The 25,407-nt window shown below is 63.0% G+C and carries 23 protein-coding genes; 13 read left to right on the forward strand and 10 right to left on the reverse strand.

Annotation, left to right across the window (positions count from 1 at the left end):
- Window positions 1-18 precede the first annotated feature (18 nt).
- Both XH79_RS02345 and XH79_RS02350 read right to left on the reverse strand, forming a co-directional pair.
- Complete coding sequence (locus XH79_RS02345) at window positions 19-894, reverse strand: alpha/beta fold hydrolase (RefSeq protein WP_271580495.1); 876 nt, start codon at window positions 892-894, stop codon at window positions 19-21.
- A gap of 9 nt (window positions 895-903) precedes the next feature.
- Window positions 904-3,411, reverse strand: a complete 2,508-nt coding sequence (locus XH79_RS02350; RefSeq protein WP_271580496.1) for an alpha/beta hydrolase — start codon at window positions 3,409-3,411, stop codon at window positions 904-906.
- Window positions 3,412-3,542: 131 nt separating this feature from the next.
- On the opposite strand from XH79_RS02350, the gene XH79_RS02355 reads away from it, so the two are divergent.
- The 5 genes from XH79_RS02355 (at window position 3,543) to XH79_RS02375 (ending at window position 6,927) form a co-directional block, all read left to right on the forward strand.
- A complete protein-coding gene (locus XH79_RS02355; RefSeq protein WP_271580497.1) occupies window positions 3,543-4,469 on the forward strand; it encodes an alpha/beta fold hydrolase in 927 nt (308 codons plus the stop codon).
- A complete protein-coding gene (locus XH79_RS02360; protein WP_271580498.1) occupies window positions 4,466-5,062 on the forward strand; it encodes a hypothetical protein in 597 nt (198 codons plus the stop codon). The genes XH79_RS02355 and XH79_RS02360 overlap by 4 nt, the downstream gene beginning before the upstream one ends.
- Window positions 5,063-5,155: 93 nt before the next feature.
- Window positions 5,156-5,803 (forward strand): CoA transferase subunit A, encoded by a 648-nt coding sequence (locus XH79_RS02365; protein WP_271580499.1) that lies wholly within the window; start codon window positions 5,156-5,158, stop codon window positions 5,801-5,803.
- 4 nt (window positions 5,804-5,807) lie between these two features.
- Window positions 5,808-6,458 (forward strand): 3-oxoacid CoA-transferase subunit B, encoded by a 651-nt coding sequence (locus XH79_RS02370; RefSeq protein WP_212338325.1) that lies wholly within the window; start codon window positions 5,808-5,810, stop codon window positions 6,456-6,458.
- 10 nt (window positions 6,459-6,468) lie between these two features.
- A complete protein-coding gene (locus tag XH79_RS02375) occupies window positions 6,469-6,927 on the forward strand; it encodes a MaoC family dehydratase (protein ID WP_271580500.1) in 459 nt (152 codons plus the stop codon).
- Window positions 6,928-7,112: 185 nt separating this feature from the next.
- On the opposite strand, the gene fabI is transcribed toward XH79_RS02375, so the two are convergent.
- The 4 genes from fabI to XH79_RS02395 are packed head-to-tail and all read right to left on the reverse strand — an operon-like array spanning window position 7,113 to window position 12,367.
- On the reverse strand, window positions 7,113-7,901 hold the full coding sequence (gene fabI, locus XH79_RS02380) for an enoyl-ACP reductase FabI (protein WP_212338321.1): 789 nt from the start codon (window positions 7,899-7,901) through the stop codon (window positions 7,113-7,115).
- Window positions 7,898-9,112 carry an acetate/propionate family kinase gene (locus XH79_RS02385; protein WP_271580501.1) on the reverse strand — a complete coding sequence of 405 codons (1,215 nt, stop codon included), beginning with the start codon at window positions 9,110-9,112 and terminating at the stop codon, window positions 7,898-7,900. The genes fabI and XH79_RS02385 overlap by 4 nt, the downstream gene beginning before the upstream one ends.
- 4 nt (window positions 9,113-9,116) lie before the next feature.
- Entirely contained in the window at window positions 9,117-10,082 is a 966-nt protein-coding gene (locus XH79_RS02390; protein ID WP_442869898.1) for a phosphate acetyltransferase, read from the reverse strand.
- A 26-nt stretch (window positions 10,083-10,108) separates the two neighbouring features.
- Window positions 10,109-12,367, reverse strand: coding sequence for a DUF3141 domain-containing protein (locus XH79_RS02395; protein WP_271580502.1), 2,259 nt, complete (start codon window positions 12,365-12,367; stop codon window positions 10,109-10,111).
- Window positions 12,368-12,552: 185 nt separating this feature from the next.
- On the opposite strand from XH79_RS02395, the gene XH79_RS02400 reads away from it, so the two are divergent.
- A complete protein-coding gene (locus XH79_RS02400; protein WP_271580503.1) occupies window positions 12,553-13,074 on the forward strand; it encodes a GNAT family N-acetyltransferase in 522 nt (173 codons plus the stop codon).
- Between the two features lie 108 nt (window positions 13,075-13,182).
- On the forward strand, window positions 13,183-13,458 hold the full coding sequence (locus XH79_RS02405; protein WP_212338314.1) for a hypothetical protein: 276 nt from the start codon (window positions 13,183-13,185) through the stop codon (window positions 13,456-13,458).
- 113 nt (window positions 13,459-13,571) lie between these two features.
- Here XH79_RS02405 and XH79_RS02410 read toward each other — a convergent pair whose 3' ends face one another.
- Both XH79_RS02410 and XH79_RS02415 read right to left on the reverse strand, forming a co-directional pair.
- A complete protein-coding gene (locus XH79_RS02410) occupies window positions 13,572-13,835 on the reverse strand; it encodes a hypothetical protein (protein ID WP_212338312.1) in 264 nt (87 codons plus the stop codon).
- Window positions 13,832-14,305 (reverse strand): hypothetical protein, encoded by a 474-nt coding sequence (locus XH79_RS02415; protein ID WP_212338310.1) that lies wholly within the window; start codon window positions 14,303-14,305, stop codon window positions 13,832-13,834. The genes XH79_RS02410 and XH79_RS02415 overlap by 4 nt, the downstream gene beginning before the upstream one ends.
- Window positions 14,306-14,605: 300 nt before the next feature.
- Here XH79_RS02415 and XH79_RS02420 point away from each other — a divergent pair, with 300 nt between their 5' ends.
- Window positions 14,606-14,815, forward strand: a complete 210-nt coding sequence (locus tag XH79_RS02420) for a hypothetical protein (RefSeq protein WP_271580504.1) — start codon at window positions 14,606-14,608, stop codon at window positions 14,813-14,815.
- Window positions 14,816-15,291: 476 nt separating this feature from the next.
- Entirely contained in the window at window positions 15,292-15,489 is a 198-nt protein-coding gene (locus XH79_RS02425) for a hypothetical protein (RefSeq protein WP_333938753.1), read from the forward strand.
- On the opposite strand, the gene XH79_RS02430 is transcribed toward XH79_RS02425, so the two are convergent.
- Complete coding sequence (locus tag XH79_RS02430) at window positions 15,486-15,668, reverse strand: hypothetical protein (protein ID WP_271580506.1); 183 nt, start codon at window positions 15,666-15,668, stop codon at window positions 15,486-15,488. The genes XH79_RS02425 and XH79_RS02430 overlap by 4 nt on opposite strands.
- 712 nt (window positions 15,669-16,380) lie before the next feature.
- On the opposite strand from XH79_RS02430, the gene XH79_RS02435 reads away from it, so the two are divergent.
- From XH79_RS02435 to XH79_RS02450, 4 genes are all read left to right on the forward strand, one after another.
- Entirely contained in the window at window positions 16,381-18,087 is a 1,707-nt protein-coding gene (locus XH79_RS02435; RefSeq protein ID WP_271580507.1) for a TolC family outer membrane protein, read from the forward strand.
- A 223-nt stretch (window positions 18,088-18,310) separates the two neighbouring features.
- Window positions 18,311-20,590 (forward strand): type I secretion system permease/ATPase, encoded by a 2,280-nt coding sequence (locus XH79_RS02440; protein WP_442869899.1) that lies wholly within the window; start codon window positions 18,311-18,313, stop codon window positions 20,588-20,590.
- Window positions 20,580-21,827: an HlyD family type I secretion periplasmic adaptor subunit gene (locus XH79_RS02445; protein WP_212338289.1), complete on the forward strand. Its 1,248-nt coding sequence runs from the start codon at window positions 20,580-20,582 to the stop codon at window positions 21,825-21,827. The genes XH79_RS02440 and XH79_RS02445 overlap by 11 nt, the downstream gene beginning before the upstream one ends.
- Window positions 21,828-22,101: 274 nt before the next feature.
- A complete protein-coding gene (locus XH79_RS02450) occupies window positions 22,102-23,061 on the forward strand; it encodes a transglutaminase-like cysteine peptidase (RefSeq protein WP_271580508.1) in 960 nt (319 codons plus the stop codon).
- Window positions 23,062-23,121: 60 nt separating this feature from the next.
- On the opposite strand, the gene XH79_RS02455 is transcribed toward XH79_RS02450, so the two are convergent.
- A partial coding sequence (locus tag XH79_RS02455; protein ID WP_442869900.1) for a DUF5801 repeats-in-toxin domain-containing protein occupies window positions 23,122-25,407 on the reverse strand: 2,286 nt, incomplete at its 5' end.

The following is a 25,407-nucleotide window of genomic DNA, read 5'->3' on the forward strand; positions in this document are numbered from 1 at the left end:
CCCTTGTTGTAGGATCAGTCAGGACCTGGAGTTGGACGGCAGTCCCCCGAACCAGCCGCCGAAATAGCCGGCATAGAGTGCGGGCCGTTCGAGATTCATCGAATGCCCGATGCCGGGCACGATCACGAGACGGCAATCCGGCATCGCCTTGGCCATCGCGCGAAGATCGTCCGGCGCAATCCAGCCGTCCCTTTCACCCCACAGCACCAAATGCGGATGCCGCAGTTCCGGCATGCGGCGCTCGAGCTCGCGGCTTTCCTTCTCGCGCGTGAGGTTGACGGGGGTGCCGATCCAGATTCCCTCCGAGACACCAAACGTCTGGTCGATGATGCGGTCGAACAGCGCCTCGATCTCGCCCAGCCCTTCGCGAAAGCGCGGGATGGCGTTCGGCGCCATGCTTTCCGGCACGAACAGCGAGGACGCCGCCGTTGCCATGATCGTCCGCGTCAGCTCCTTGCTCATCATCATCGAGCGGAACAGGCCGATCTGGTCGGCATTGAAGGCCATGCCGAGCGGAGTCACCGGATCGAGCGCAAACACCCGCCCGAAACGCTGCGGCTGCATCAGCAGCATGCGCGCAGCGATGATGCCGCCGGTCGAATGCGTCGCGAGATGGCAATGGCGGATGCCCAGCGTGTCGAGCGCCGCCAGCATGTCCTCGGCGTGCCGCTGCATGGAATAGTTGGAATAGTCCGCGTTCGGCTTCGGCCGATCGCTGTCACCGCACCCGCGCCAGTCCAGGCCGACGACCCGCAGCCCCGTTGGAAACAGAGGCGCGGCGAGCTCGATCCAGTCCTTGCTGGCGAGATTGCCGTGGATGAAGACGACGGTGACGTCGCCCTCTCCCCATTCTCGCCAGCCAAGCTGGACCTCGCCCGCCCGCACCCGTGGCATCAGCACGTCCTATTTGTTGAGACCCGCCGTCGGTGCCGCACCGGGAGGCGTTGGCGCCACCGGCAGCGCCGATGCCACCGCGCCCCTGATCATGCGATCGGTGCCGAGCGGCGACGACGTATCGACCGTTCCCTTGGTGACGAAATCCACCACGTCGACAGAGAACTCGACAGGGTTATCCGTATGGATGAAATGTCCGGTCTCCGGATAGATCTTGAGGATCGGCCGGTTACCGGCAATGGTCATCCGCGACATGAACGGCGTGATGACGTCGCGCCCGAGGTCGGTGAGCCCGTTGAAGGCGGGCGTCGGGATGAACGGCTCCTTGTCGCCGAATGACAGGAAGATCGGCGCCTTGATCTGGGTGATGCGCTCGTAGAGATTCTTCGGATCATCCTGCTGAAGCTCCGCTCCGATGGTGTAGATGTCGAAGATGAAGACGTTGCACCATTGCTCGAGCTCTTTCGGGTTGCCCTTGGTGAGGCCGACGCGCTGCTCGGTGTGGAAGCGGGCATATTCGCTGTCGCTGAAGAAGTACCCGCTCTTGGCCGCCGACACCGCGCCGGTGTTCGGATCGCGCTTCTTGAAATAGAAGAAGTCGCGGATGTTCTGCTCGTCGCGCGCCTTCTCCGCCGCGAGGATGCCGGTCTGGTCCCAGACCTGCTTCCATTTGTCGAAATCGCGGCCAAGGCCGTCGGCGAAAAGAGGCGCCTTCTTGTCCTTGGCGATGGTGATCTCGCGCGGATATTCCTCGAGGCCGGAGGGTGCTTCCAGGGCGAGGCCCTGCACCGCGTCCGGCCAGGTCAGTGCGTAGCCCACCACGAACTGGCCGCCGAGCGAGTGGCCGAGGTAGTAGGCCTTCTTGACGCCGAGCTGGTTGACGACGAGGTCGTAGATCACCTCGCGCATGTCCTGCATGGTCCGCGCCGGGCTCTTGTCGAGATTGCCGGGCCCGGACATGCCGTAATGCGGCAGGTCCGGCACGATCACGCGCAGGCCGCTGCGCAGCGCATACTGCATGACGTTGCCGTAGTGCCCGCCGAAGGCGCCCTTGCCGTGGATGATGACGAGCACCTTCGGATCCTTGTCGGTGCCGGCATATTCATCCATGTAACCGATTTCCCAGGAATTGCCGCTCTTGTCCTTGGCGTTGCCGAACTTGACCGGATAGGGATAGGTCACATACGCCTTCCAGAACGACTTTTTCGGATCGATGTTCTGGGCGACGTCGGCCACGCGGTAATTCTTGTCGACGAATTTCTGCGCGCGATCGAGGCTCGCGACGTCGTCCATGAAGGCGACGAACTTCGGATCGTTCTTTCGATTGTTGATCAGCGGGAACACGCCGTAATGGGCGACCGGGCTTTCCTCGGCGATCAGATCCGCGCCGGGCACGCGATCGACGGCTTTCTGGGCGAGCTTGAAGTTGAGCCAGAGATCGTTGGTGATGTGCATCACCAGCGTGCGGGCCTGGATGCGGCCGAGATAGGGATTGACGTTGTGCGTCTCGCCCACCCGGTTGCGCCAGACGAGATCGACCGCGTCATAGAGCTTGGCGCGGTTGATGACGTTCAACCCGGCCTTCTCGTTCGGCGGGTCCCAGTAGAAGATTTCGGGCTGGACCGCCGCCCAGTTCTGGGTGGTGCGGAAAGCGAAGTCATAGCCGGTCATGCCGAGGATCGACCAGCCGAAGGCCACGCCCGGCACCGGGTGCTTCTCCTTGGGCAGCTTGTAATAGTCGCCCTTGGTCGCCTGCCAGACCGGATCGCCCTGGATCGCGGCCGTCATCATCTGGAACGTCCAGTTGCCGACGGGATCCTCGCCATCGGACTGCGTGGTGCCGCCGATCGGCATCAACGCGCCGATATATTCGGGATGCATGACACCCCAGACATAGGTCTGGGTGCCGCCCATGGAGACGCCGGTGACCAGCGCGACACGCGCGACCTTCAGCTCGTCGCGCAGCAGGCGATAGTTCGCCTGCACCATGTCGTAGTAGCTGTACTGCGGGAACTTGATGCCGAGACCGTCGGACGGCTTACTTGCACCCCAGGTGCCGAGCGGATCGACCATGATGACGTAATAGCGGTCGGTGTCGATCGGCCGGCCCGGGCCGATGACCGGGACGCCGCCTGACAGGGCGGCGCCTTTGACCCACTGCTCATACATGTCGGTGGAGTCGCCGGAATAATAGGAGTTGATCACGACGGCATTGGTGATCTCGCCGGCGGCATTGCGTCGCGCATTGCCGATCGCGATGTAGCCGGTGCGCAGCTTGCCGCCGCCAAGCGATTCCAACGTCACGCCGCCCTCGCCGCCATTCTCCCATTTCGAGGGATCGGCCAGGTCGTACTTTCCGCCGAGGCGGAAATTCGCGATCTCGTAGGTCTTCTTGAGACCGTCATGCTGCATCTGCGACGAGCGGCGCGTGAACGGCTGCGCCACCGCAAGCGCGGTGCCAACCAGCAACAAGATCAGGCTGACGATGCAACGCTGCAGCGCGTTTCTCCCGGTCATGGCGACCTCCCTCCTGGCGGTGTTTTGCGCGCACGCTAGGTTGGGTGCCCCCGGGAGGTTTGATTTAGCTCAATGGAATCCTCGCGCCGGCGTCGAGGATCGCGGCCATCACCACCTGGCCGGTGCCCGCAATGCCCTTCCTCAGTCTCGGCTCATATCGGATCCGCTATGAGCTCGACGGACCGGCGGATGCGCCGGCCTATGTGCTGGTTAACGGTCTCACGCAATATTCCGAGCTCTGGGGCGCTTATCGCGACGCACTGATCGCGCGGCGGTTTCGCGTCGCGACATTCGATCTGCTCGGCCAGGGCGCCTCCGACAAGCCCGCGCTGTTCATTAACCAGGACGACCACGTCGCCGTGCTGCATCGCCTGATCGGCGAACTCGGCGACGGCCCGGTCTTCCTCGGCGGCATCAGCTTCGGCGGGCTGATCGCGCTGCGCTATGCCATCGAGCACGGCGCACGGCTGTCGGGGCTCGTGCCGATGAGCTGCTTTGCGGAGCTTTCACCGCAACTGCTGCTGATCGGCAATGCCTTGCGCACCGGCCTCATCCTCGGCGGCACCGGCTATCTCCAGGATCTGTTGCTGCCGATGAATCTCTCGGATCAATGGCTGAAGCCGCTGCTGGACAAGCTCGACAGCGTGAAGCGGCAGGGCTGGCTGGTGAACGACGTCTACGCCCTCCAGAACCTGATGGAGTCCTTTCTCGACTTCAAGCCGCTGACGCCGCAGCTCTCCGCCATCACTGTCCCGACCATGATCCTGAACGGCGAGTTCGACTTCCTCACGCCACGCGCGTTGCACGAGACCCTGCGGGTCGAGATTCCCGACAGCGCCCTCGTCATCATCCCGAAGGCCTATCACGCCTTCACGCTCGAAAAGGCGGCCCTCACCGCCGACCTGCTGGCGCGCTTCGCCGATGACGTCATGGCCGGCCGCTGGCGGGGCAACAAGCAGGTCCTGATCGCGCCGGAACAGGCCGGCGGAGACTTTTCGCCGTTTCCGGACGGGTATGACCATCTGCGCGCGATCCCGGTGCAGAGGGCGGCAACATGAGCGCCTTTCTCGGACCGCTGGAAGCCGACGGCCGCGTCCCGCCGCGTCAGCAGTCGCGGGTCTCCGCATTCCTGCTCTCCGCCCATGGTGCGCTGGCGCGGCAATTTGCGCTCGCCCTTCCCGCGAAGTTCGACGCGGCCTGGCAGGCCGAGCTGAACGCCCAGCTCTATCGCGAGAGCGAGATCGTTTCGCTTCTGATGCGTGCGACCGCCTGGGTCCCGGACCTCGCGCTGGGGCCCATGGCCGCGTCGTGGGAGATGGCCTGGCTGCCGGCCCCGATCGAAGGCATCGCCGATCACGCCCGCGCGCAGGCGGTCCAGCTTGCGACCCTCGCGCATGCCGTTCACGCCGGGATCCGGCCCGCGGCCCTGCTGCCGACGGATGCCAAAGCCAGCGATCCCTTCGTGGCGGCGCTGCGCCGCATCGAGTTCGAGAGCGGCCGGTTGCTGCAGGCGCAGATCCTGTTCCTGAAGGGACCGGACCTCGTTCCCCTCCGGGACGCCGTCAGCACAGCGCTCGATCGGCGGCATGCCGAGGTGCGCAGACTCTGGAACGAGACGCTGGAAAGCATCGGCGTCGTCCCGCAGCAATGAGCCTGCGGCCTTGACGCAGATCAAAGCCGCGACACCGCCCGGCTCCAACATCGATCCGCAATTCAACTGTGCCTGCCGACCGGAGGTCCGACCATGAAGGCCGTTTCCGTCGAAGAAGCCGTTGCGATGATCCCGTCCGGCGCGAGCGTCATGGTCGGCGGGTTCATGGGCGTCGGGACACCGGAACGTCTGCTGGATGAGCTCGTCCGGCAGAACAAGACAGGCCTGTCCCTGATCTGCAACGACGCGGCGGTCCCCGGCAAGGGCGTCGGCAAGCTGTTCGATGCGACGGCGGTCTCGAAGCTGACCGCGACGCATATCGGCCTCAATCCGAAGGTCCAGCAGCAGATGCTTGGCAACCAGATCTCGGTCGATCTCGTGCCGCAAGGCACCTTCGTCGAGCGCATCAGGGCGGGCGGATGCGGATTGGGCGGCGTGCTGACGCCGACCGGCGTCGGCACCCTCGTTGCGGAGGGCAAGCGCCAGATCGAGGTCGACGGCAAGCCGTTTCTGCTGGAGACCGCCATCCGCGCGCAGTTCGCGCTGATCCACGCCTTCCTCGCCGACTATCTCGGCAACCTCGCCTACGCGCTGACTGCGCGCAATTTCAATCCGATCATGGCCATGGCGGCCGACACGGTCATCGTCGCAGCCGAGAACATCGTGCCCGTCGGCGTCATCGCACCCGATCACGTCGTCACGCCGGCGCCGCTGGTCGACTACATCATTGCGAACGGGTGACCCCATGGATCCGCAGATCATCATCGCGCGGCGCGTCGCCAAGGAGCTCCGCCAAGGCAATCTCGTCAATCTCGGCATCGGCATCCCGACGCTGGTCGCGAACTACGTTCCGTCCGATCTCAAGGTCTTCTTCCAGTCCGAGAACGGGCTGATCGGCACCGGGCCGATACCGGAGCAGGGAATGGCGCATCCCCTGCTCACCGACGCCGGCGGCCGGCCGATCAGCGCACTTCCGGGCGCCTCGACCTTCGACAGCGCGATGTCGTTCGGCCTGATCCGCGGCGGTCATGTCGACGTCACCGTGCTCGGCGGCCTTCAGGTCGACGCGCACGGCCTGCTCGCCAACTGGATGATCCCTGGCAAGATGGTTCCAGGCATGGGCGGCGCGATGGACCTCGTCAGCGGTGCCAAGCGCGTCATCGTCGCCATGCAGCACGCGGCCAAAGGCAAGTCGAAGATCGTTGCCAAATGCACGCTGCCGCTGACCTCGGCGCGGCCGGTGAACCTCGTCGTCACCGACATGGCCGTGATCGGCTTTCCCGACGGCAAGGCGACGCTGCTGGAAACAGCACCCGGCATCAGCATCGGCGAGATCCTGGCGGTGACGGAGGCCGAGCTCGCCATTCCCGACACTGTCCCGGAAATGAAGATCTGACGGGGTGACCATGCGCGTCTTCAGCGATTTCAACGACATCAAATCCGCCGTCGGCACCGAGATCGGCGTCAGCGAATGGGTCGAGGTGTCGCAGCAGCGCATCAACCAATTCGCGGAGGCGACCTGCGACGAGCAGTGGATCCATGTCGACCAGGAGCGCGCGGCCAAGGAGATGCCCGGCGGCAAGACCATCGCCCACGGCCTGCTGTCGCTGGCGCTCGCGCCCCTCTTCATCCGTTCGGTGATCGGCCTGAAGGGCCTGCGCAACACGCTGAACTACGGCGCCGACCGGATCAGATATCTGGCGCCGGTGCCGGCAGGCTCGAAGCTGCGCGGCCGCGTCACCGTCGCCGAAGCCGAGGACGTGCCGCCGGACGGGCTGCGCGTCAACTATCACCTCGTGATCGAGATCGAAGGCGGCACGAAGCCAGCCTGCGTCGCCGAGCTGATCGCCCTCCACTATCGCTGAATCAAAAAAAAGGTCGAAAACAACCCCATGCACAGTAGCGGGGGCATTGACGGCATTGCGCTTTTTCTTCCGGTTGTTTCTGCCGGCGAAAGCAATTTGACCCGTCGGGCAAAACACTGGCATGATGCCACGATCAGCCCACAGCCTCCTGACTGCCAACCCGGCGTGACAACACGCGGCCGGGGTCAGTCGATGATGTGATATCCCCCGTCGATGTAAAGCACGCCGCCGGTGATCAGCTTGGCGCCGTCGAGCGCCAGGAAGGCGGTGGCGTTGCCGACGTCGTCGATGCTGACGAGGCTGCGTGACGGCGCTTTCGACTGCGCCTTGTCCATGAGCTCGTCGAACTCGGGGATGCCTGAGGCTGCGCGCGTTGCCAGCGGGCCCGGCGAGATCGCGTGAACGCGGATGCCCTTCGGACCGAGCTCGGCGGCGATGTAGCGCACCGAGGCCTCGAGCGCAGCCTTGGCCACGCCCATGACGTTGTAGTTCTCCACCACCATCTGGCTGCCGTAATAGGTCATGGTGAACAGAGTACCGCCGTTCTTCATCAGCGGCTCGGCGAGATGGGCCATGCGCATGAACGACCAGCACGAGACATCCATGGTCTTGAGGAAGCCGTCGCGGCCGACATCGACGACGCGGCCGTGCAACGCCTCCTTGGGCGAGAAGGCGATGGAGTGAAGCAGAAAGTCCAGCTGGCCCCATTCGGCCGCAATGCGCTCGAACACCGCTTCGGTCTGTCCTTCGACCATCACGTCCAGCGGCATGAAGATCGGCGCCTGTAGCGCCTGCGCCAGGGGCTCGACATGCTTCTTGGCGCGATCGTTCAGGTAAGTGACGGCGAGATCGGCGCCGAGCGCACGAAACGCCCGCGCACAGCCCCAGGCGATGGACTGGTCATTAGCGATACCGACGATCAGACCCTTCTTTCCCTTCAGGGCCACCTTGCTGTCCGGGAATACTGGGATCATGACACCCTCTCAGATCGTGTGTTTTGCGACGGGCTGTTGACCAGCATCGCCAGCGTGTGCTGCGCGATCATCAGCTCCTCATCGGTCGGGACGACATAGACGGGGATGCGACTGCCGGAATGCGAAATCAGCCGTGAATGGCGGGCATTTTCGTCGGCGTCGAGAGTTACACCGAGCCAGGCGAGCTGTTCTGCCACACGCGCCCGGATCGATGCCGAGTTCTCGCCGATGCCGGCGGTGAAGACGAAGGCGTCCAGCCCCTGCAAGGCCGCGGCCAACATGCCGGCACTGAGCCCGATCCGGTAGACGAAGTAGTCGATCGCGAGCCTTGCATGGGAATCTGTGCTCGCCTCGAGCTCCCGCATGTCGTTGCTGACGCCGGAGAGGCCCTTCAGTCCGCACTCGCGGTAGAGGAAGTCCTGCACCCTCGGAGCCGACATCCCCTTCTCCGAGATGAGATAAAGCACAACGCCGGGATCGATCTGCCCCGGCCGCGTTCCCATCGGCAGGCCATCGAGCGCCGTGAAGCCCATGGTGCTTTCGACGCTACGCCCGTTCTTCAATGCGCACATCGAGGCACCACTGCCGAGATGGGCGACGATCACGCGTCCGCTGGCGATCTCGGGCGCGACATGGGGCAGCGTTCGGGCGATGTATTCATAGGACAGGCCGTGAAAGCCATAGCGCCGCACGCCTTCGGCATGAAGCTGGTGCGGAATGGCATAGTGGTCGGCGACCGCGTCGTGCGTGCGGTGGAAGGCGGTGTCGAAACAGGCCACCTGGAGCAATGCCGGGAAGCCCGCGAGCAGCGAGCGGATCGGCGCCAGGTTATGCGGCTGGTGCAGCGGCGCCAGGGAGACGAAGCGCTCGAGCCGGCACACGACGCCGTGGTCGATCACGACCGGCCGCGAATAGTCCGGACCGCCATGCACGACGCGGTGGCCGACCGCGATCGGCGTCACCCGAAGCTCGTTCCGCAACCAGTCGCCGGCAACAGCCATTGCCGCCGGGACATCCGGCACAGCCTCGATCGGATAGGCGCGATCGACCAATGGGCCGTTGCTCGTGCCGCCGGCCCGCAGACGCGGCCGGCTGCCGATACCATCGATCTGTCCCTTGATCTGCCGCCGAAGGGCCCCCTCGCCCTCGATCGAATAGACTTGAAACTTGACGCTGGAGGAGCCGGCATTGACGACGAGGATCGTATCCATGACATCACGCAGCCACTGTCGGCGCCTTCTGACGCCTGGCGCGAGCATAGAGCGCGGCAACCGCGCAGGATGCCATGCGCGCGCGTGGAGAATCCGCCCGCGAGGTGAGCACCACCGGCACGCGGGCACCGAGCACGATGCCCGCGCCGTCCGCCTTGGCAAAATAGGCGAGGTTCTTGGCCAGCATGTTCCCGGCCTCGAGGTCCGGAACGACCAGGATCTGAGCGCGGCCGGCGACCTCGGAGGTGATGCCCTTGATCCGCGCGGCTTCCGTGTCGATCGCATTGTCGAACGCCAGCGGGCCATCGAGGATGCCGCCGGTGATCTGGCCGCGATCGGCCATCTTGCAAAGCGCAGCGGCCTCGATCGTCGAGGGGATTTTCGAGGTCACGGTCTCGACTGCCGACAGGATCGCGACCCGCGGGGTCTTGCCGAAGCCGGCCTGGTTGTAGAGGTCGATCGCGTTCTGGATGATGTCGCGCTTGGCGTCGAGATCGGGGAAGATGTTGATCGCGGCATCGGTCACGAAGATGGTCTCGGCGTAGGCCGGCACATCCATGACGAACACGTGGCTGATGCGCCGGTCGGTGCGCAGGCCGTCGGTCTTGGCCGTGACGGCGCGCATCAATTCGTCGGTGTGAAGGCTGCCTTTCATCAGCAAATCGCCTTTGGCGGCGTGGATGAGCGCGACGCCCTTGGCCGCGGCGTCCTCGCTATGCGCGGCATCGACAATCTCGAACCCGGACACGTCGAGATCGAATTTGGCCGCCGTCTCCCTGATCTTCTTCTCGGGCCCGACAAGTATCGGCCGGATGATGCCGGCGCTTGCGCTGTCGACGGCGCCGCGCAACGAAGTCTCGTCGCAGGGGTGGACGACGACAGTCGGCAGTGACGCCCCCGCCTTCGCTGCCGCGATCAGGCGGTCGTACTTGCTGCCGGAATGGCCCCCCGTCGTATTGGCCGACATCATGTCACTCCCACTTCCGTCCATCCGCGTTACGACGCTTTTGCCTCTGCCTTCGGGTCGAAAGGGGTGACGTTCGACGTCAGGTCCCCTTCTCCGTCCAGACCAAAAAGCCCGGCGACCTGTTTCAGACGATGGGCGCGCTCGCCTGTGATGTCCTCGCTCGCCGACAGCACCTCGCACATCGCGGCGAAGGCTGCACGCCGCTGGCTCATGTCGTCGGGCAGCAATTTCGGGATCGCAGCCAGCGCGCCGTCGCGATCGAGCAGCAGCATGAAGAACTGCTCGCGGACCAGCATCTTGAATTCCGCCAGCGTCATCCGGGGGCCGGCATGGTCCCGCCGCACCTGCCGGAGCGCCTCGATGCTGCGCTCGTCCACCATGCCGCGGGCGGAGCCGACATAGAGCAGCGAACGGAGCGCTGCTTCGCGAAGGCCACCCTCGCCGATGCGCGATTTCAGCTCGGAGATTCGCTTCTCGAGCATCGCGCGATGCTCCGCCGACATCTCGCGGCGCTGCGAGGGCACCGAATTCGGATCGATACCGACGGCCGCCTGAAGCAACGGCGAGCCGTAGACATTCAGGAAGACGGTCTCGCTCAACGCCTCCTGCGCGTCGCGCCAGCTGTCGAGCGCATGGACGATCTGCTTCGACATCTGCTCCTGGATCGCCAGGAACGGATTGTCCTTCGAGACCGGCCTGCGGTTGTCCTCGACACGATCGGCGGCCGCCTGGATGGTGGACATCCAGGGATTCTTGCTGCTGAAGGCCTCATATTGCATCCGCAGCGGATGCATGTTGCGCGCCAAGTTCGCCACCTGCGGGGTCACCATCTTCTTGACCCAGGGTTGGACGAACTTCTGATAGGCCGCCAGATTGAGCTCCGAGACGCGCTTGGCGGCGGCAAACCGCCTCTCATCCTCGGGCGAGTTGCCTCCCATCGCGCGGATATCGTCGAGCGTGCGCGCCTCACAGCGCATCACCCACTGCCCGGCCGCGAGATCGGCATTGAGCGTCTCGTTGCCTCTCGCCTCGAACGTCGCCTCATAGAGCCCGGGCGGAAGCACGTCGATCAAATCGATGTTGCTCGAGAACTCGGCATGCTCCTTCTTGGCGACGCCGCCGGACACGAAGATGCCGAGATGGCCGATGCTCTCGTGAACGGTATAGACGATGGTCTGGCCATACGCCCTGATCTCGTCGACGTCGGCGTAGCAGTCCAAAATCCAGTCGAGCGCCTGCTGCGGCGGCGTGACGTTGTCGCCCTTGGAGCAGAACACCACGATCGGCGAACGGATATTGCGCAGATCGACCTTCTGTCCGTCCGACATCTCGATGCGGCCGGCGGCGAGATTGTTGCCGATGAACAGCTCGTCGACGATGAACTGGATCTCTTCGGCATTGAGGTTGACGTGACCGCCCCACCAGCGCTCGAAATCCAGATAGCGCTCCGCCTCCGTGTCGACCTTGGAGTAGACGTTGTACTGCTTGGTCCAGAGCGTGTTTGACGGATTCTGATTTTCGAAGTTCTGCACCAGCCAGGCGCCGTCGAACTTGCCGGCGCCGAGATCGCTCGTCAGCGCCGTCAGCCAGCTTCCGCCCAAAAGGCCGCCGGAATAGCGCATCGGATACTGGCCGTGCACGCCTGCCCAATAAGCCAGCGGCGCGCCGGCGATGATCAAGGGCCCGAACAGTTCCGGCCGCAACGATGCCAGGATCATCACGGCCCAGCCGGCCTGGCAATTGCCGATCACGCAGGGCTTGCCGTCGGCTTCGGGATGACGGCTGATGACGGTTTCGATGAACTTCGCTTCCGCGCGCGCGATGCGCTCGATGGTCTGGCCCGGCACCGGCTCCGGCAGGAAGCCGATGAAATAGCAGGGATGCCCCGCCTTCATCGCCACGCCGATCTCGCTGTCGGCCTTGAAGCCGCCAATGCCCGGCCCATGGCCGGCACGCGGATCGACCACCACGAAGGGCCGCCGACTCATGTCGATCTCGACATCCTTGGGCGGAATGATGCGCACAAGCGCGTAGTTGACCGGCTCCTCCAGCGTGCGGCCGTCGGCGATCAATTCTGCAGCATATTGCAGCACATGCGGCGCGACCTGCGCGACATGCTCGCGATACTGGTCGCCACGCTGACGCATGATGTCCAGAAACAGCACGCTGCGCTGCCCCGCATCGACCATGTATTCGACGGCGGAGGCCACAAGGCCCGACATCGGGCCATCCGGCAGTTTCAGGTCGGGCAGTTTCAGATTGTCCATCGCCATGTTAGCCATCGCCATGTTCGCCCTCGCCGTCGTCCAGTCATTCAAGGAGCGTGCGGATCGCCGACGTTGATTTAGGTCAACGGTCAGTGACGGAGCGCAAGGTTCCCTGCGGAAGCCTGACGACCTGCCTTTCGCGGCAGACTTGATCCGGTTCAGGCGCAAGTTCCGGCAAATCGCTGAACGGAGAAAGGCACGCACTCATGGGGACTCCAGCAAGTTTCACTTGCCGGGAGACGCTACGCGACGGCACCGCGATCGAGATCCGGGCACAGCGGCCGGAGGATGAGGTCGGAATGCTCGCCGCGCTGGACCAGACCAGCATGCAAACACGCCAGCTTCGCTTCTTCGCACCGAAGCGCCACTTCTCGGACCGCGAGCGCGCCTATTTCATGGAGATCGACTTCGTGAATCACGTGGCGCTGGTTGCCTGCGCGAAGGGTGCGGGCCGAGACGTCATCATAGGCGGAGGCCGCTACGTCGTCGCGACGCCCGGCTGCGCAGAGATGGCCTTTGTCGTTGTCGATGCCTGGCAGGGACGTGGCGTCGGCACGCTGCTGGCACAGCATCTCATCGCGCTCGCGCGCGAGGCCGGGCTGACTGAACTGATTGCGGAGGTCATGTCCGACAATACGGCGATGCGTCGCGTCTTCGAGAGGCTCGGCTTCAGCCCTGCGGCGAAGCGGGATCCTCAAACGGTTCATCTGACATTGAAGCTGACCTGACGACCTCCAAGTGGATTTCGACTTTTCCCTTGATCTTGATCAACGGTTCGCCGGCCGGCCCGTGGGTCAGTCGACATCATCATCATCGCCGCAAGGACGGAGGTCGTCATGACACGTGGTATGATCGGTAAGCTGTTTGCTGCGACCATCGTGGTCGGCGCAGGCCTGTCCGTCTCGATCGGCTGGTCATCCGGCGAGACACCATCACTGTCCTTCAGCCAGGCAGATGCACGGGTCGGACGCCCCCTCACCCCCGTGTCGGTCGCCGGCGTGGCACGCCGAACCACCAGGCGGGCGGTCGTCGGGACTGCGGCCGTCGGCGCAGCAGCCGCAGGCGCGGCATGCGTTCGCGTGCTGGTCAACGGGACGTATGTCTGCCGCTGACCATCGTCGAAATGGATGGGAGGAAGTTGAGCTCTGCGGATGATCTCCATCCGCAGAACGGCTGCGCCATCAGCGTTCCGGGATGAGCGGTGGCGAAGCAGGACCTGAGCAAGCTAGTTGATGGTCGGGTTGTCGAAACGCTTTTCCGCCTGTGCGATCACGATCTCGATGTGCGCCGTATGGTGCCTTGCCGCCAGTTTGCGAGCAGTCGCTTGATCGCGGCTCCATCCCGGCTCGCCGCGCGCACGCCGCTCCCGATAATCGATCAACCAGACGGTTTCTCCATAAGTCAGGCCCACGAAGACGTCGCGTCCCTCGGAATCCGGCCCCAGTTCGGTCAAGTAGGTGACGTGGCTGCGCAGCTTCTCCGCCGTCATTGCGCATCTCGCCGCTTGGCCATTTGCTGAGAGCGCGGTCGCAGAGGAATGATCTGCGCCGAGCGCACCGGCTCTGGAAGTTCGGCTGGCGTTGATTGCGGTGCTTTTTTGGCCCTGAACCTCGTCCAACGAAGCCCGGGCGTGTAGCCGTAGAGCACATTGAGCCAAGTGTCCGACAGCGTCGCGCTCGTGAAAGGCAATTCGGGGATGTTCCAGTCAGCGTCTTTCTCGATGCCCGTGTGCATGGGCACTCGAACCGCCGACCCCGCCCAGACCAGGCCGCCGGATGGCAATTCGACATATTCGCAATGGTCCCGTTCCGTCCATTCCTCGACTGAATGGGCGAGACTTCGGGGATGATCGGCGGAGAAAAGGCCGACGATCTGATGACTATCGATTGAGCGGACAAGATAAGCTGGCATGGCAAAATCCAAAAATTGAATATTGCCTATTTTTCCCGATCCTGCCAAGCCCCCTCATGCCATCGCGCGTGCACCCAGTGATAAGTGCCCGATGATCTCGTCGGATATTGCTGTGCGGAATCTCGAAAGAAGGCCCTACTCATCTACGTTCAGATGAACGCTTTTTCCTTTTTTTCCCGCAATCTTAACCGAACGGTCGATGCTCTGCAGGGCTGGTTCATACGCCCAGCGTGATTCACCAGATGGGCGGCTTTGGTTTGATCTAGATCAATGAAACCGCAGACTCGAACAACCGGATCCTGCATTTCCCTCCCGGCGCTGTTGGAACATCGCACCCGGACCAGACGAATGGCGGCCATTTCCCGGCTATCCGTCGTCGGGATGCAGCGCAGCCTTCATGCTGCGCAGCCTGGCTATTCTCCAAATGATCTGCTCGACCAGGCCGTCATCGAAATCAGACAGCTGAACGACGAGCTCCTTGAATCTTTGAATCTTCCTGTCGAGGATCGAGCAACGATCACACATCGTTTGCAATTGCCTTGGCGAAAGGGCTGCTGACACCGGCAAAACAAATCAACAAAATATCGAGATGAAATTAATGGTCGTAACGCTATCCGTAAAGGACGCGCTCTGTGGAATCACCGATGCACATCCCGCGACATGGCGGTATCGAGCAGCGAAGCCGCCGATGCAACGCGATACAGCGTCGCGGAAACCATCTCGCCGACATGCCGTGTGCGCTCCGGCGAACAGCAAAGATCGAGCAGCTTTTGCCGTCAGATCATGGTGCCATCGCAATAAGGTCGACTGAGCTGTGTCTAGGCCAACGTGACGACAGCCCGCTCCCGGCAAGTCGCGATTGCGCTTGAGGGGATCTCCGGCAACACCTGCGCCGGCAGCCCCTATCGTCGAAGTGTGGATGCGGGCGATCTTTTCTGCTTCGCATAAAGCTCTATAATGAACGTTTTAATCGACGCATTTAATCGATAGGTATTGCATTGCCATCATCCATAGAATTGATCGTTGCCTCTCATGTGGCACTCAAGGACCGGCGCGGACTCGAAGAGCTGCGCGAGCATCGGCGCCTGCTGCTCGAGCAACTCCGGACCGTGTCGGGCATCGACCCGAGCCGGACCATCGAGCGGATGGAAGAAGACATCCGGGCGATCGACGACGGGCTCGAGCAACTCAAGCCTCCGCCGGGAACTTTGCCCGAGAATGAATGGCGCTAAGCGCGGATCCGCGCTTTCAAGAGCAGGTTCGTCTGCCGCTCCATTTGAAGCGCCAGCTCCTTGCGTTCAAATCGAAGGGCGGCCTGTTGGTCGAGCGTGATGTGCCCCTCCCGCTCGAGAATGTTGATGAGAAAAACCTGGTCCTCAATATGCCGTTGGCGCTTCTGGATAGCTTCCATGAGGCCTTCCAGCTCGCTTCGAAGATCTGGAGTCACAATTCAAGCCTTTCAATCTCATTCTGAAATGCCTTCACTATGTGTCTGACACCTTAAGCAAAGTTTGCATCCAGAGGCCTGCTGCAAGCGTTCGTCCTTAACTTGAAATGCACGTGCCGTTACTTCCCGAGGGGCTCCCGAGGTATCATGAGGATGGACCCGAGGCATCGCCCTGCCGCCACGTGAGCGGGCCGGGGCAAGCGCTGATGACCGGCGATTGAAGGCAAGCCGATCGCAGGTCAAACCTGCCGGCCGCTTAGGCGCCCCTGGATCCGAATCGGCGAAGGCCGGATGGTGCTGGCCGCCCCGGGCGGTCTCCAACTCCGGAGCGGGGGAAGCATTCAACCGGCGGCGCAAAACTCTCCGGCCGGCCTGGCACACCCTGCCATATCCGGAACCGCCCCATCGAACGACAGCCGCATCGCAGCACGGCAGCAGCGCAATTGATTAGTAGAATCAGGTTGCTAGGCAGCAGATTACACGCTGAATTTGTGCAACGCAGCAAGCCCTGTTTCACCCATGAAGAGGTAATTAGTTAGTCTGCCCGAGCTGTTCCCGTATCACTCGCGCAAGAGACGTCGGATCGATTGCTGCAAGCTGTGACTGAAATGTCATAGGTAGTGCCGTAGCATTTTGCTAATTCTTCCCAGGCAATAATATTTGTTAAAAGACGTTTATGGTGGGGACCATGAAGCCGGCGCATTTAGCCTTCGCAACGATCATCCTGGCCGTCGCCCCCGCGAAAGCCGAGCAATTTTCAATCAACGATGCCTTGAAACAGGCGATGCAGACCAACCCGGGGGTGGGTGAGGCCTCGGCCAACCGCCGCGCAACCGAGAGCGAGCTCCGCCAGACCCAGAGTACGCTATTACCGCAGGTCCGCATCGACGCCAGCTATGGACCGGAAAAGTTCGACCAGTCGCCCGGCTTCATCGCCCCGAGCATTGCGGTTCCAACGACCGGATCAGGACCGTGGCGGAACGGAAGCCAGGAATCCGTCGTCGTCCGTCAGCTTCTTTTTGATGGTTTCACCTCGATCCACGAAGTGTGGCGTCAAAATGCGCGCGTGAACGCCGCCGCGGCACGCGTCAAGGAACGCACCGAGCTGATCGCCCTCGACGCCGCCGAAGCTTACATCGATGTCGTGCGTTATATGCGCCTGGTGACCTGGGCCCAGCAGAACGTCGCCAATCACGAGAAGATCTTCTCGAACGTGAACTCCCGCTTTTCGGGCGGCCGGGCCGGCGAAGGCGACCTTGAGCAGTCGAGGGAGCGCGTCGAAAGCGCTCGTGCAGCCCTCGCCGAATTCCGCCGCAGTCTCGAGGACGCACGGGCGAAGTACCGCAAGGTCGTCGGAATAGAGCCTTACAATGTGCGTTTCCCGGGCCCGTTGAGGGGGCTGCCGGCCAGCCGGGATGAGGCGCTCGCGGTCACGCTGCGGTTCAACTCCACGATCTCGGCGGCCCAGTCCGACGTCGACGCCGCCAAGCACGCTTTCAAGTCCACGGACGGACTGTTCGCCCCGAAATTCTATCTCGAGGGTCGGGCGACGCATTACGACAATGCGTTCCCCTATGTTGCGGCCGCCGGCTCGCCCGCCGTCACCCATGAGGACTACAGCGGCAAGGTGGTGATGTCCTGGGACATCTTCCGCGGCGGCCAGGACGCCTGGAACCGCTCGGAAAAGGCCGAACGGTTCACGGAGGCGACCGCACGGCACGCCCGCCTGCAGCGGGATGCCTATGAGTCGATCGACAAGGCCTGGAACGCTCGCACGGTCACGCAGACCCGCATTGCGGCGCTGACCAGCGAGCTGGAGGCGGCCCGGAAGACCATCGCCGCCTTCCAGAAGGAATATGAGCTCGGCCAGCGCTCGCTCATCGACCTCCTGAACGCCCAGAACCAGTTCTTCAATGCGCAGGTTTCGCTGACCTCGGCGCGCGCGGTCGTGGTGTTCGCCGACTATCAATTGCTCGCGGCGACAGGAACCCTGATCGAGTACCTGAAGGCTCCTCCCCCTGTCGACGCAGCTCCGACCGATCTCAACCTGTTCGGCCTGCCGGATTACAAGGCGCCCACGTTCCGCTGGACCCTGCCGCAGAGCGGTTCGGAGCCGCTGCGGACTGCCGTGCCGGCACCGACGGCAGCGCCCGTCCGGCTGTCCTATGCGGCGACCGAGCCTGCCACGTCCGCTTTCGGCGATCGCTGGTCCGGTGAGCCGGCGTCAGCCAAGGTTGCCGGCGTGTCGGCCTGGTTTGCGCAGCAGCGGCAAGGCTCCGGCGGGCCGGTCGTGCTCGACAGCGCGGCCGACCAGCGCAGCTCATATGCCGCGGCCGAGAAGCCCCACTGGCTGCTGACCGCATTCTCGCCGATTACAAAATAGCAACGTCGGCCGAATAACCATTGAAAAAGCCCGCACATTTGTGCGGGCTTTTTTGTTTCGGCCTACCCCCGATAACGCACGGATAGAATTTCGGGCGCGCGATTGTTAATCGTTAATCGCGACCGCTCAAATAAGTAAATGAATTAACTCGCAATTTGTCGTAGTCTCGCGACGACTTTGCCAAGTTCGCGTCATCGCTTTTCATTTAAGGCATATCAGCTTGTTGTTTCGTCAAACAAAGACGGCTTCGGCCGAAGGTGCGCGCCCAGACAACATCGGCGAAGAGTCCGCGGCCTCGGCCCGGACCGAGCAAGGCGCAGCGAAACACGGCGATCCCCTGCTGGACTCGCTCATCTTTCTGGCCGGACATCACGGCAGAGCCGTGACACGCGAGGGCTTGCTCGGCGGCCTGCCGATCCTCGACGGGCGCCTGACGGTTTCGCTCTACGAGCGCGCGGCGCGCCGTGCCGGCCTCGAGACCGAGGCCACCAAACGCAAGCTGCTGGACATCCCGTCTCTCGTTCTTCCGGTCGTTCTGATCATGAAGAACGGAACGACGCTGGTTCTGCTGAGCATCGACGAGAGCAAGCGTACCGCAAGGGTGATCGACCCGAGCAACCGGCCTTATGTGCCGCAGATGCTGACGCTCGACACCATCGCTGCGGGATATACGGGTTACGCGTTTCTGGTCCGGGCCGCCGCCGAGTCGGACCCGCGAGCCGTCGCGGCCGGCAGCCTTCCCCGACAGCACTGGTTCTGGTCCGTCGTAAAGGCGCATTGGCGCAACTACGGACATATCGCGCTCGCTGCGCTGCTCATCAACATTCTGGCCCTGGCCATGCCGCTCTTCACGATGAGCGTCTATGACCGGGTCATCCCGAACGGAGCGATCCCCTCGCTCGTTGCTCTCTCGATCGGTATGGGCCTTGCGATCGTCTTTGACCTGATCCTGCGGATGGTCCGGAGCAAGATGATCGACGTGACGGGCAAGACGATCGATGTCGTCCTTGCCGCCAACATTTTCGAACACGTCATGGCCGTGAAGATGTCGCAGCGGCCGACATCCGTCGGCATCATTGCCAACCAGCTTCGCGATTTCGATTCCGTTCGCGAGTTCTTCACCTCGGGCAGCGTCGTCTCGGCAACCGATCTGCTGTTCGCCATCCTGTTTGTTGCCGTTCTCTTCGTGGTCGCCGGGCCGCTTGCCTGGGTGCCGCTCCTGATGCTGCCGGTCATGATCGGAATTGGCCTCGTGCTGCAACGCCCGCTCAATCGGGCGATGAAGCGCTTGCAGGCCGAGTCGGCGGCCCGCCACGGCGTGCTGGTGGAATCGCTCGCGGGCCTCGAAACCGTGCGCGCCTCGGGCGGTGAAGCGAGGATGCAGACGGCCTGGGAGCGTTCGGTCGCGGCGACAGCCCGGTCCGGCGAGGCCGTGCACTTCTGGTCATCCCTGGCGCTGACTGCAGCCAACTCGGCGCAGACGCTGACCAGCCTGCTCATGATCGTGATCGGCGTCTTTCTGATCCAGAACGGCACTCTGACGGTCGGCGCCCTCGTCGCGGCGAACATGCTCGCCGGCCGGGTTCTGGCGCCGATTGCAGGCATCGCCTCCGTGATCACCCGCGGCACTCAGACTTTCTCGGCGCTCAAATCCATCGATCGGATCATGACTCTGGAGCGGGAGCGTTCACCGGAACGGACCTATCTCGCCAGAAAGATCGATCAAGGCACTGTCAGCTTCGAGAACGTCTCGTTCACCTACCCCAATGCGCCTGGAAAGGCGCTGGACAAGGTCACCTTCAAGATTCAGAGCGGCGAGCGCGTTGGAATCATCGGCCGGGTCGGTTCGGGAAAGACGACCGTCGGCCGCCTGCTGCTCTCGTTCTACGAGGCACAGGATGGCCGCATCCTGGTCGATGGCGTCGACTCGCGCCAGTATGATCCCGCCGACCTGCGCGCCGGCATCGGCTTTGCCATGCAGGACACCGATCTGTTCTTCGGCAAGCTGCGCGACAACATCACGTTGGGCTATCCGGCCGCGACCGACGAGGAAGTGCTTGCGGCCTCGCGCCTCGCCGGCGTCGAAAGCTTCATCGCAGGCCACCCCATGGGCTACGACATGCCCATCGCGGAGGGCGGACGCAGCCTCTCGGGCGGTCAGAAGCAGGCCATCGGCCTCGCGCGCGTATTGATCCGCAAGCCCAAGATCCTGTTTCTGGACGAGCCAACCGCGCATTTCGACGTCCGCAGCGAAAGCGAGTTCCTTGAACGGCTGAAGAAGCTCGACGATGCGCAGATGACCATCATCATCTCCACGCACCGTCTCTCACTGCTGACCATGGTCGACCGGCTGCTGCTGTTCGACAACGGCCGGCTGGTTGCCGACGGGCCACGCGACCACGTCTTGAGCCTGTTGCAAGGCAAGACTCCGTCGGCCGAGCCGGTCGTCAATCCCAGAGTGGTTCAACAAGTCCAGCCGGCGCAGAAGTCCAATGTCAGCTGATTTCGCTTACGCCAACGACATTCGCGCGGCCGTTCGATTGAGAACGCCGCGGACCTCCCGCATGCTGCTGTGGGCGTTCTTCGCCCTCCTCTCCACATTCCTGATCTGGGCTCATTTCGCCGTGCTCGAAGAGGTCAAGCGCGGCAACGGCAAGGTCGTGCCGTCGCGGCAGATCCAGGTCGTGCAATCCCTGGAAGGCGGGATCGTCGGCGACATCCTGGTCCAGGAAGGCGCGGTGGTTCAGCAGGGACAGTCCCTGATGCGGATCGACGACACCAAGTTCGCCTCCGAGTTTGGCGAGATACGGGAGCGCCGTGCCTCGATGGCGGCCCGCCTCGCGCGGCTCGACGCCGAAGCGAAGGGCCGTAGCGAGATCGTCTTTCCTGACAAGATCGAAGAGGTCAACCCCGCGGCCGTCGCAACGGAACGGAGCGTCTTCAAGACGCGCGCCCTCAAGGTGGCGCAGGATGTCGACGTCCTCAATCAGCAGATCGCAAGGCTGACCCAAACATCGGGCCTGCTCGATCGCGAGCTCGCATTGACGCGCAAGCTGTACGAGCAGAAGGTCGTTCCCGAGATCGAAATGCTCCGGCTGGAGCGTCAATCCGCGGAAGCCAAAGGGCAGATCGCCGAAGCCAAGGCGAAGATTGCGACCACGATCTCGACCTTCCGCGCGCAGGCCGACGAAGATCTCGCCAAGTCGAGGGCCGATCTCGCCGTGCTCGACGAGAACATCAAGTCCGCCCAGGACAGGGTGCGCAGGACGGATCTGCGTTCGCCGGTTCGCGGCATCGTCAACAAGCTGAACGTCACGACGATCGGCGCCGTCGTTCAGCCTGGTGCGAACCTCATGGACATCGTTCCGCTCGACGATACCCTGCTGGTCGAAGGCAAGATCAGGCCGCAGGACATCGCCTTCATCCGCCCGGGCCAGGATGCCGTGGTCAAGATCTCCGCCTACGACTCCTCCGTTTATGGCCATCTCGCCGGCAAGGTCGAGCGGATCAGCGCCGACACGATCCTCGACGACAAGGGAGAAGCGGCGCAGCGGCCGGAGACCTATTATCGCGTGATGGTTCGAACCGACAGGAACCATCTCGGTACGGAGGAAACTCCGCTTCCGATCATTCCGGGCATGATCACGACGGTCGAGATATTGACCGGCAAGAAGAGCGTTCTGGATTACATCATGAAGCCGGCTCGCACCTTGCGCGACGAGGCCCTGCGCGAGCACTAGATCCGATCGCCTTGCTTAATGCGTCCTTAACGCGCGATCGCAAGCTTTAGCATTGCCGGAGGGACGCGGTTCATCCCACCGGCTCATTCCTGGTCGTCCCGTCCCCGGTTTTAACCCGACTTAAGCGCACCCACGCGCACGCTGGCTCCCGATAAACAGGTCGGGATGATGACCAGGCGCGTAAAGACGCCGGCGACGTCCCGAAATATGGGGACGGTCAATGAAGTCGCGTTGTGGACGGCGACGGCAGGGCATTCTGGCGTTTGCGGCGGCCATGCTGGTTTCGCTCAGCGGTGCTGCAACCTCGGTCGCGTTTGCGGCCGATCTCGGGCCGGCTGATCCGACTGAAATCGCGCCATCCGGAGCAGATACCATTCAGGCTCCCGCGACGTTCTTCACGATCAACGCGGTGCTGGCGAAGCTCGATCGCGAGCGTGGCCGCGGGCCCAATGCCATGCGTCTGGCAGCGCTGACGCCTCCCTCCGCCACGGCGACGGATGCCCAACCAGAGGCCGCCTCTCCGGCCGGCGCGCCGTCGCTCGGCAATGAACCCTTCGGCCTCTTCACGTTCCGGGCACCTGACAACGCCATCTGGCGCAAATGGCGCACGGTCGAGGCAGAGATCGCGAGCGAGCAGGCCCTGCTCGAGCGCTGCCGCTCCGATGTCGCGAGCTGCCCGCCGAACGCTGCGCAGTTCCTCAGGCTCATCAGTGCGGTCAAGGCGAAGTCCGGTCGCGCTCAGCTCGAGGAGGTCAATCTCGGTGTCAACACCGCGATCCGTTATGTCAGCGATCTCGTCCAGCATCGCGAGCTGGACCGCTGGAGTTCGCCATTGGCGAGCTTTGCGACGGGCAAAGGCGATTGCGAAGATTACGCGATCGCCAAATACGCCGCACTGCGCGAAGCGGGTTTCCCGGACGCCGACATGCGTCTGCTCCTCGTCCGCGACCGTACGGTCCGGCAGGACCACGCGGTGCTTGCCGCCCGGCTCGATGGCCGCTGGATGATCCTGGACAACCGTTGGGCGGGCCTGCGGGAGGACAACGGCGAATTGAACTTCGCGCCGCTATTCGCGATCAATCACGACGGCGTGCACCTGTTCGCGAAGCCGTATGCGAAGGCTGCGCCGCTCACAGCCGAAGCGGCGCCGGCGGCAGCCGGCTCGGAATGGGTGGGCTCGGAGCCGGCGGATGCCGGTGGCGGGTCACTGAGCACGCTGCCACTGCTTCTTTGAGGCAAAAAGAAACCGCCGGCGAGGAGCTCGCCGGCGGTTTTGTCGTGCACCACAGCCCGCTTACGCCACGTGGACGGCGTTGGCTGCGGGGATGCCCGTGCTGATGTGGGCAAGATCGACCGCGTGAGCTGCAGTATTGTCGGCCGAATAGTACAGCTCATTGTTGCTGGTGTTGAAGAAGAAGTTCGAGCCCACGAAGGCACTGTCGTGGGTCTGATCGTTTGCGCCTGTCGTTCCCGAGTTGAACGTGACCGTCTGGGCCGTATTGATGGTCAGGTTCAGATTTGCAACGTCGACGACGATCGAATCGCCCAAACCGAGGTCTGAGATCGTTACATTGGCACCGCCATTGCCATGTAGCACGAACGTGTCGTTGCCCGCGCCGCCCGACAGGACGTCAGTTCCGGCCAGGCCCGCGACGAGAGTGTCATTGCCGACGCCGCCATTCAGGACATCCGTGCCAGCCCCGCTACCTGCTCCCGCATAGAGGACGCTGCCGGACGGGTGAGCCGTCAGAGTATCCGCAAAGGACGATCCGAAGACGTTTTCGATACCCTTGATGGTGTCACCTGCCGCGCCACCACCCACGACGGCGGCCACCGTATCGGTTTCTGCCGTCAGGTTGACCGTCACCCCGGACGTCGCGTTGCTGTAGTCAACGGTATCTCCCGGTCCCGTTCCGCCGGTGATCGTATCATTCGCAGCGCTCGCGGCGATCACCTCGGGCGCGGTCGTACCTGTCAGGCTGGCGTTGGTGCCGACCAGAGACACGGTCAGATTGTCCGTGCTGGCGTACGTATCGCCGTCACCATCGGTGATGGCGAGCGCGAAGTTCAGGGTGGTACTGGCAATCGTCGTATTCTGTCCATACGAAAGTGTCGTCAGCACGACCTTGTCGTCTTCGTCCGGGACAGCAGAGCCGCTGGCGATATTCTTGACGTCGACTTCGCTGAAAGATGAGAAGAGTGCTCCGGATACCGTTCCGGTAGCGCCCCAGTGCGCTTGATCGACAACAATCGCCGTGCCGTCTGCCTGCACCAAGTCCCAAGTAACGGAATTGGTATGCGTCGCATCCCAAACGGTGACGAGGAAGTGTTCGTTGGTCGAGTTATTTCCCTTGCCGATGCCAACGGTTATGCCGGTCTGCAGATCACCGAACTTGAACATGACGGTTTCGCCGCCATCCAAGTTGCCGTTGTCAATGCCCAAGCCCGGGTTGTTCTTGTGCAAGACGTGAGAGTTTGGACTCGTGTTGCTGCTGTTCCATCCGTCAATGAGGACGGTGCCGGCAGGCACCGTGGCGGGATCGTTGCCGTTGAGGAACGTTCCGGTGCCGTTGACGATCGTCAGATAGTCGCCGTTTCCGCCGTTTGGCAACTGCGAAACGAAACTGAACGTGGTCGTTTGCTGAAGAGTGTTTGTGTCAACGTGGAAATTGTAGGTTCCATCGATGCCTACGGTCAGTTCAAAGAACTGCTTCGTATGGGCAAGGTCGGTGAATGCAAACATCTCCCCGCTCTTCGTGGCGGGATTGTAGTCCGTGTACTCATAGAAGGAGTATAGCGTCGTTGCGCCGCTCTTCACGTCAACCTTGAAGAGCTCGTGGCCTGACACCGCCGTATTCGTATCGGTGATGACATAGGTGAGACCAGTCGGGTTCGCTCCCATTGAGATCGAAATCGGAGCGATTGCGTTCGGGCCATCGGCACCAAACAGCGGCTGCCACGTACCGTTGACCTGCGTATTGTTGTTGAAAGGTGCAATCGCATCTTGAATTGCACTGATCGACGGCGTGTCGTCATTGACGTTCACCGTCAGCGAACCCGCCGCCTGGTCGCCGTCGCCGTCCGTCACCGTGAAGCCGATCGCGACGGCGAGGTTCTCCTCCGTCGTGCTGCTGGTCGGATGCACCAGCGGCTCCGACTCGGTAAACGTGTACGAGCCGTCAGGTGCGACGTCGAGCTTGAACACCACATTGTTCGAGATCGCGCCCGTCGCGGTCAGGATCGTGTGGCCCGCGACCACCGTCGTCGCGTAGTTCAGCGTCTCCTGGGCCCCGAGCCCGTTGGCGTCCTTGTAGATCGCCTTCAGCCCGACCGGGTTGGTGAAGCTGATCGACTGCACACCGTCCGCACCCGCCGCGAACAGCGCACCCGCCGCGCCCGTCGCAACCATTGCGTCCGCAACGTCGCTCGTGCCGCCCGGATTACCCACAAACAGCGTCTGCGCGTCGTCGTCCAGGACCGGCGTCGCGGTCACTGTGTTCGCTTTCGGGCCGTCGTCGTCGAAGGTGATCTTGCCCGACACGTCGACCGGCGTGCTCGCCTTGTCGCCGTCGCCGTCGGT

The organism is Bradyrhizobium sp. CCBAU 45389, assembly GCF_028128625.1.
GTDB classification, from domain to species: domain Bacteria; phylum Pseudomonadota; class Alphaproteobacteria; order Rhizobiales; family Xanthobacteraceae; genus Bradyrhizobium; species Bradyrhizobium liaoningense_B.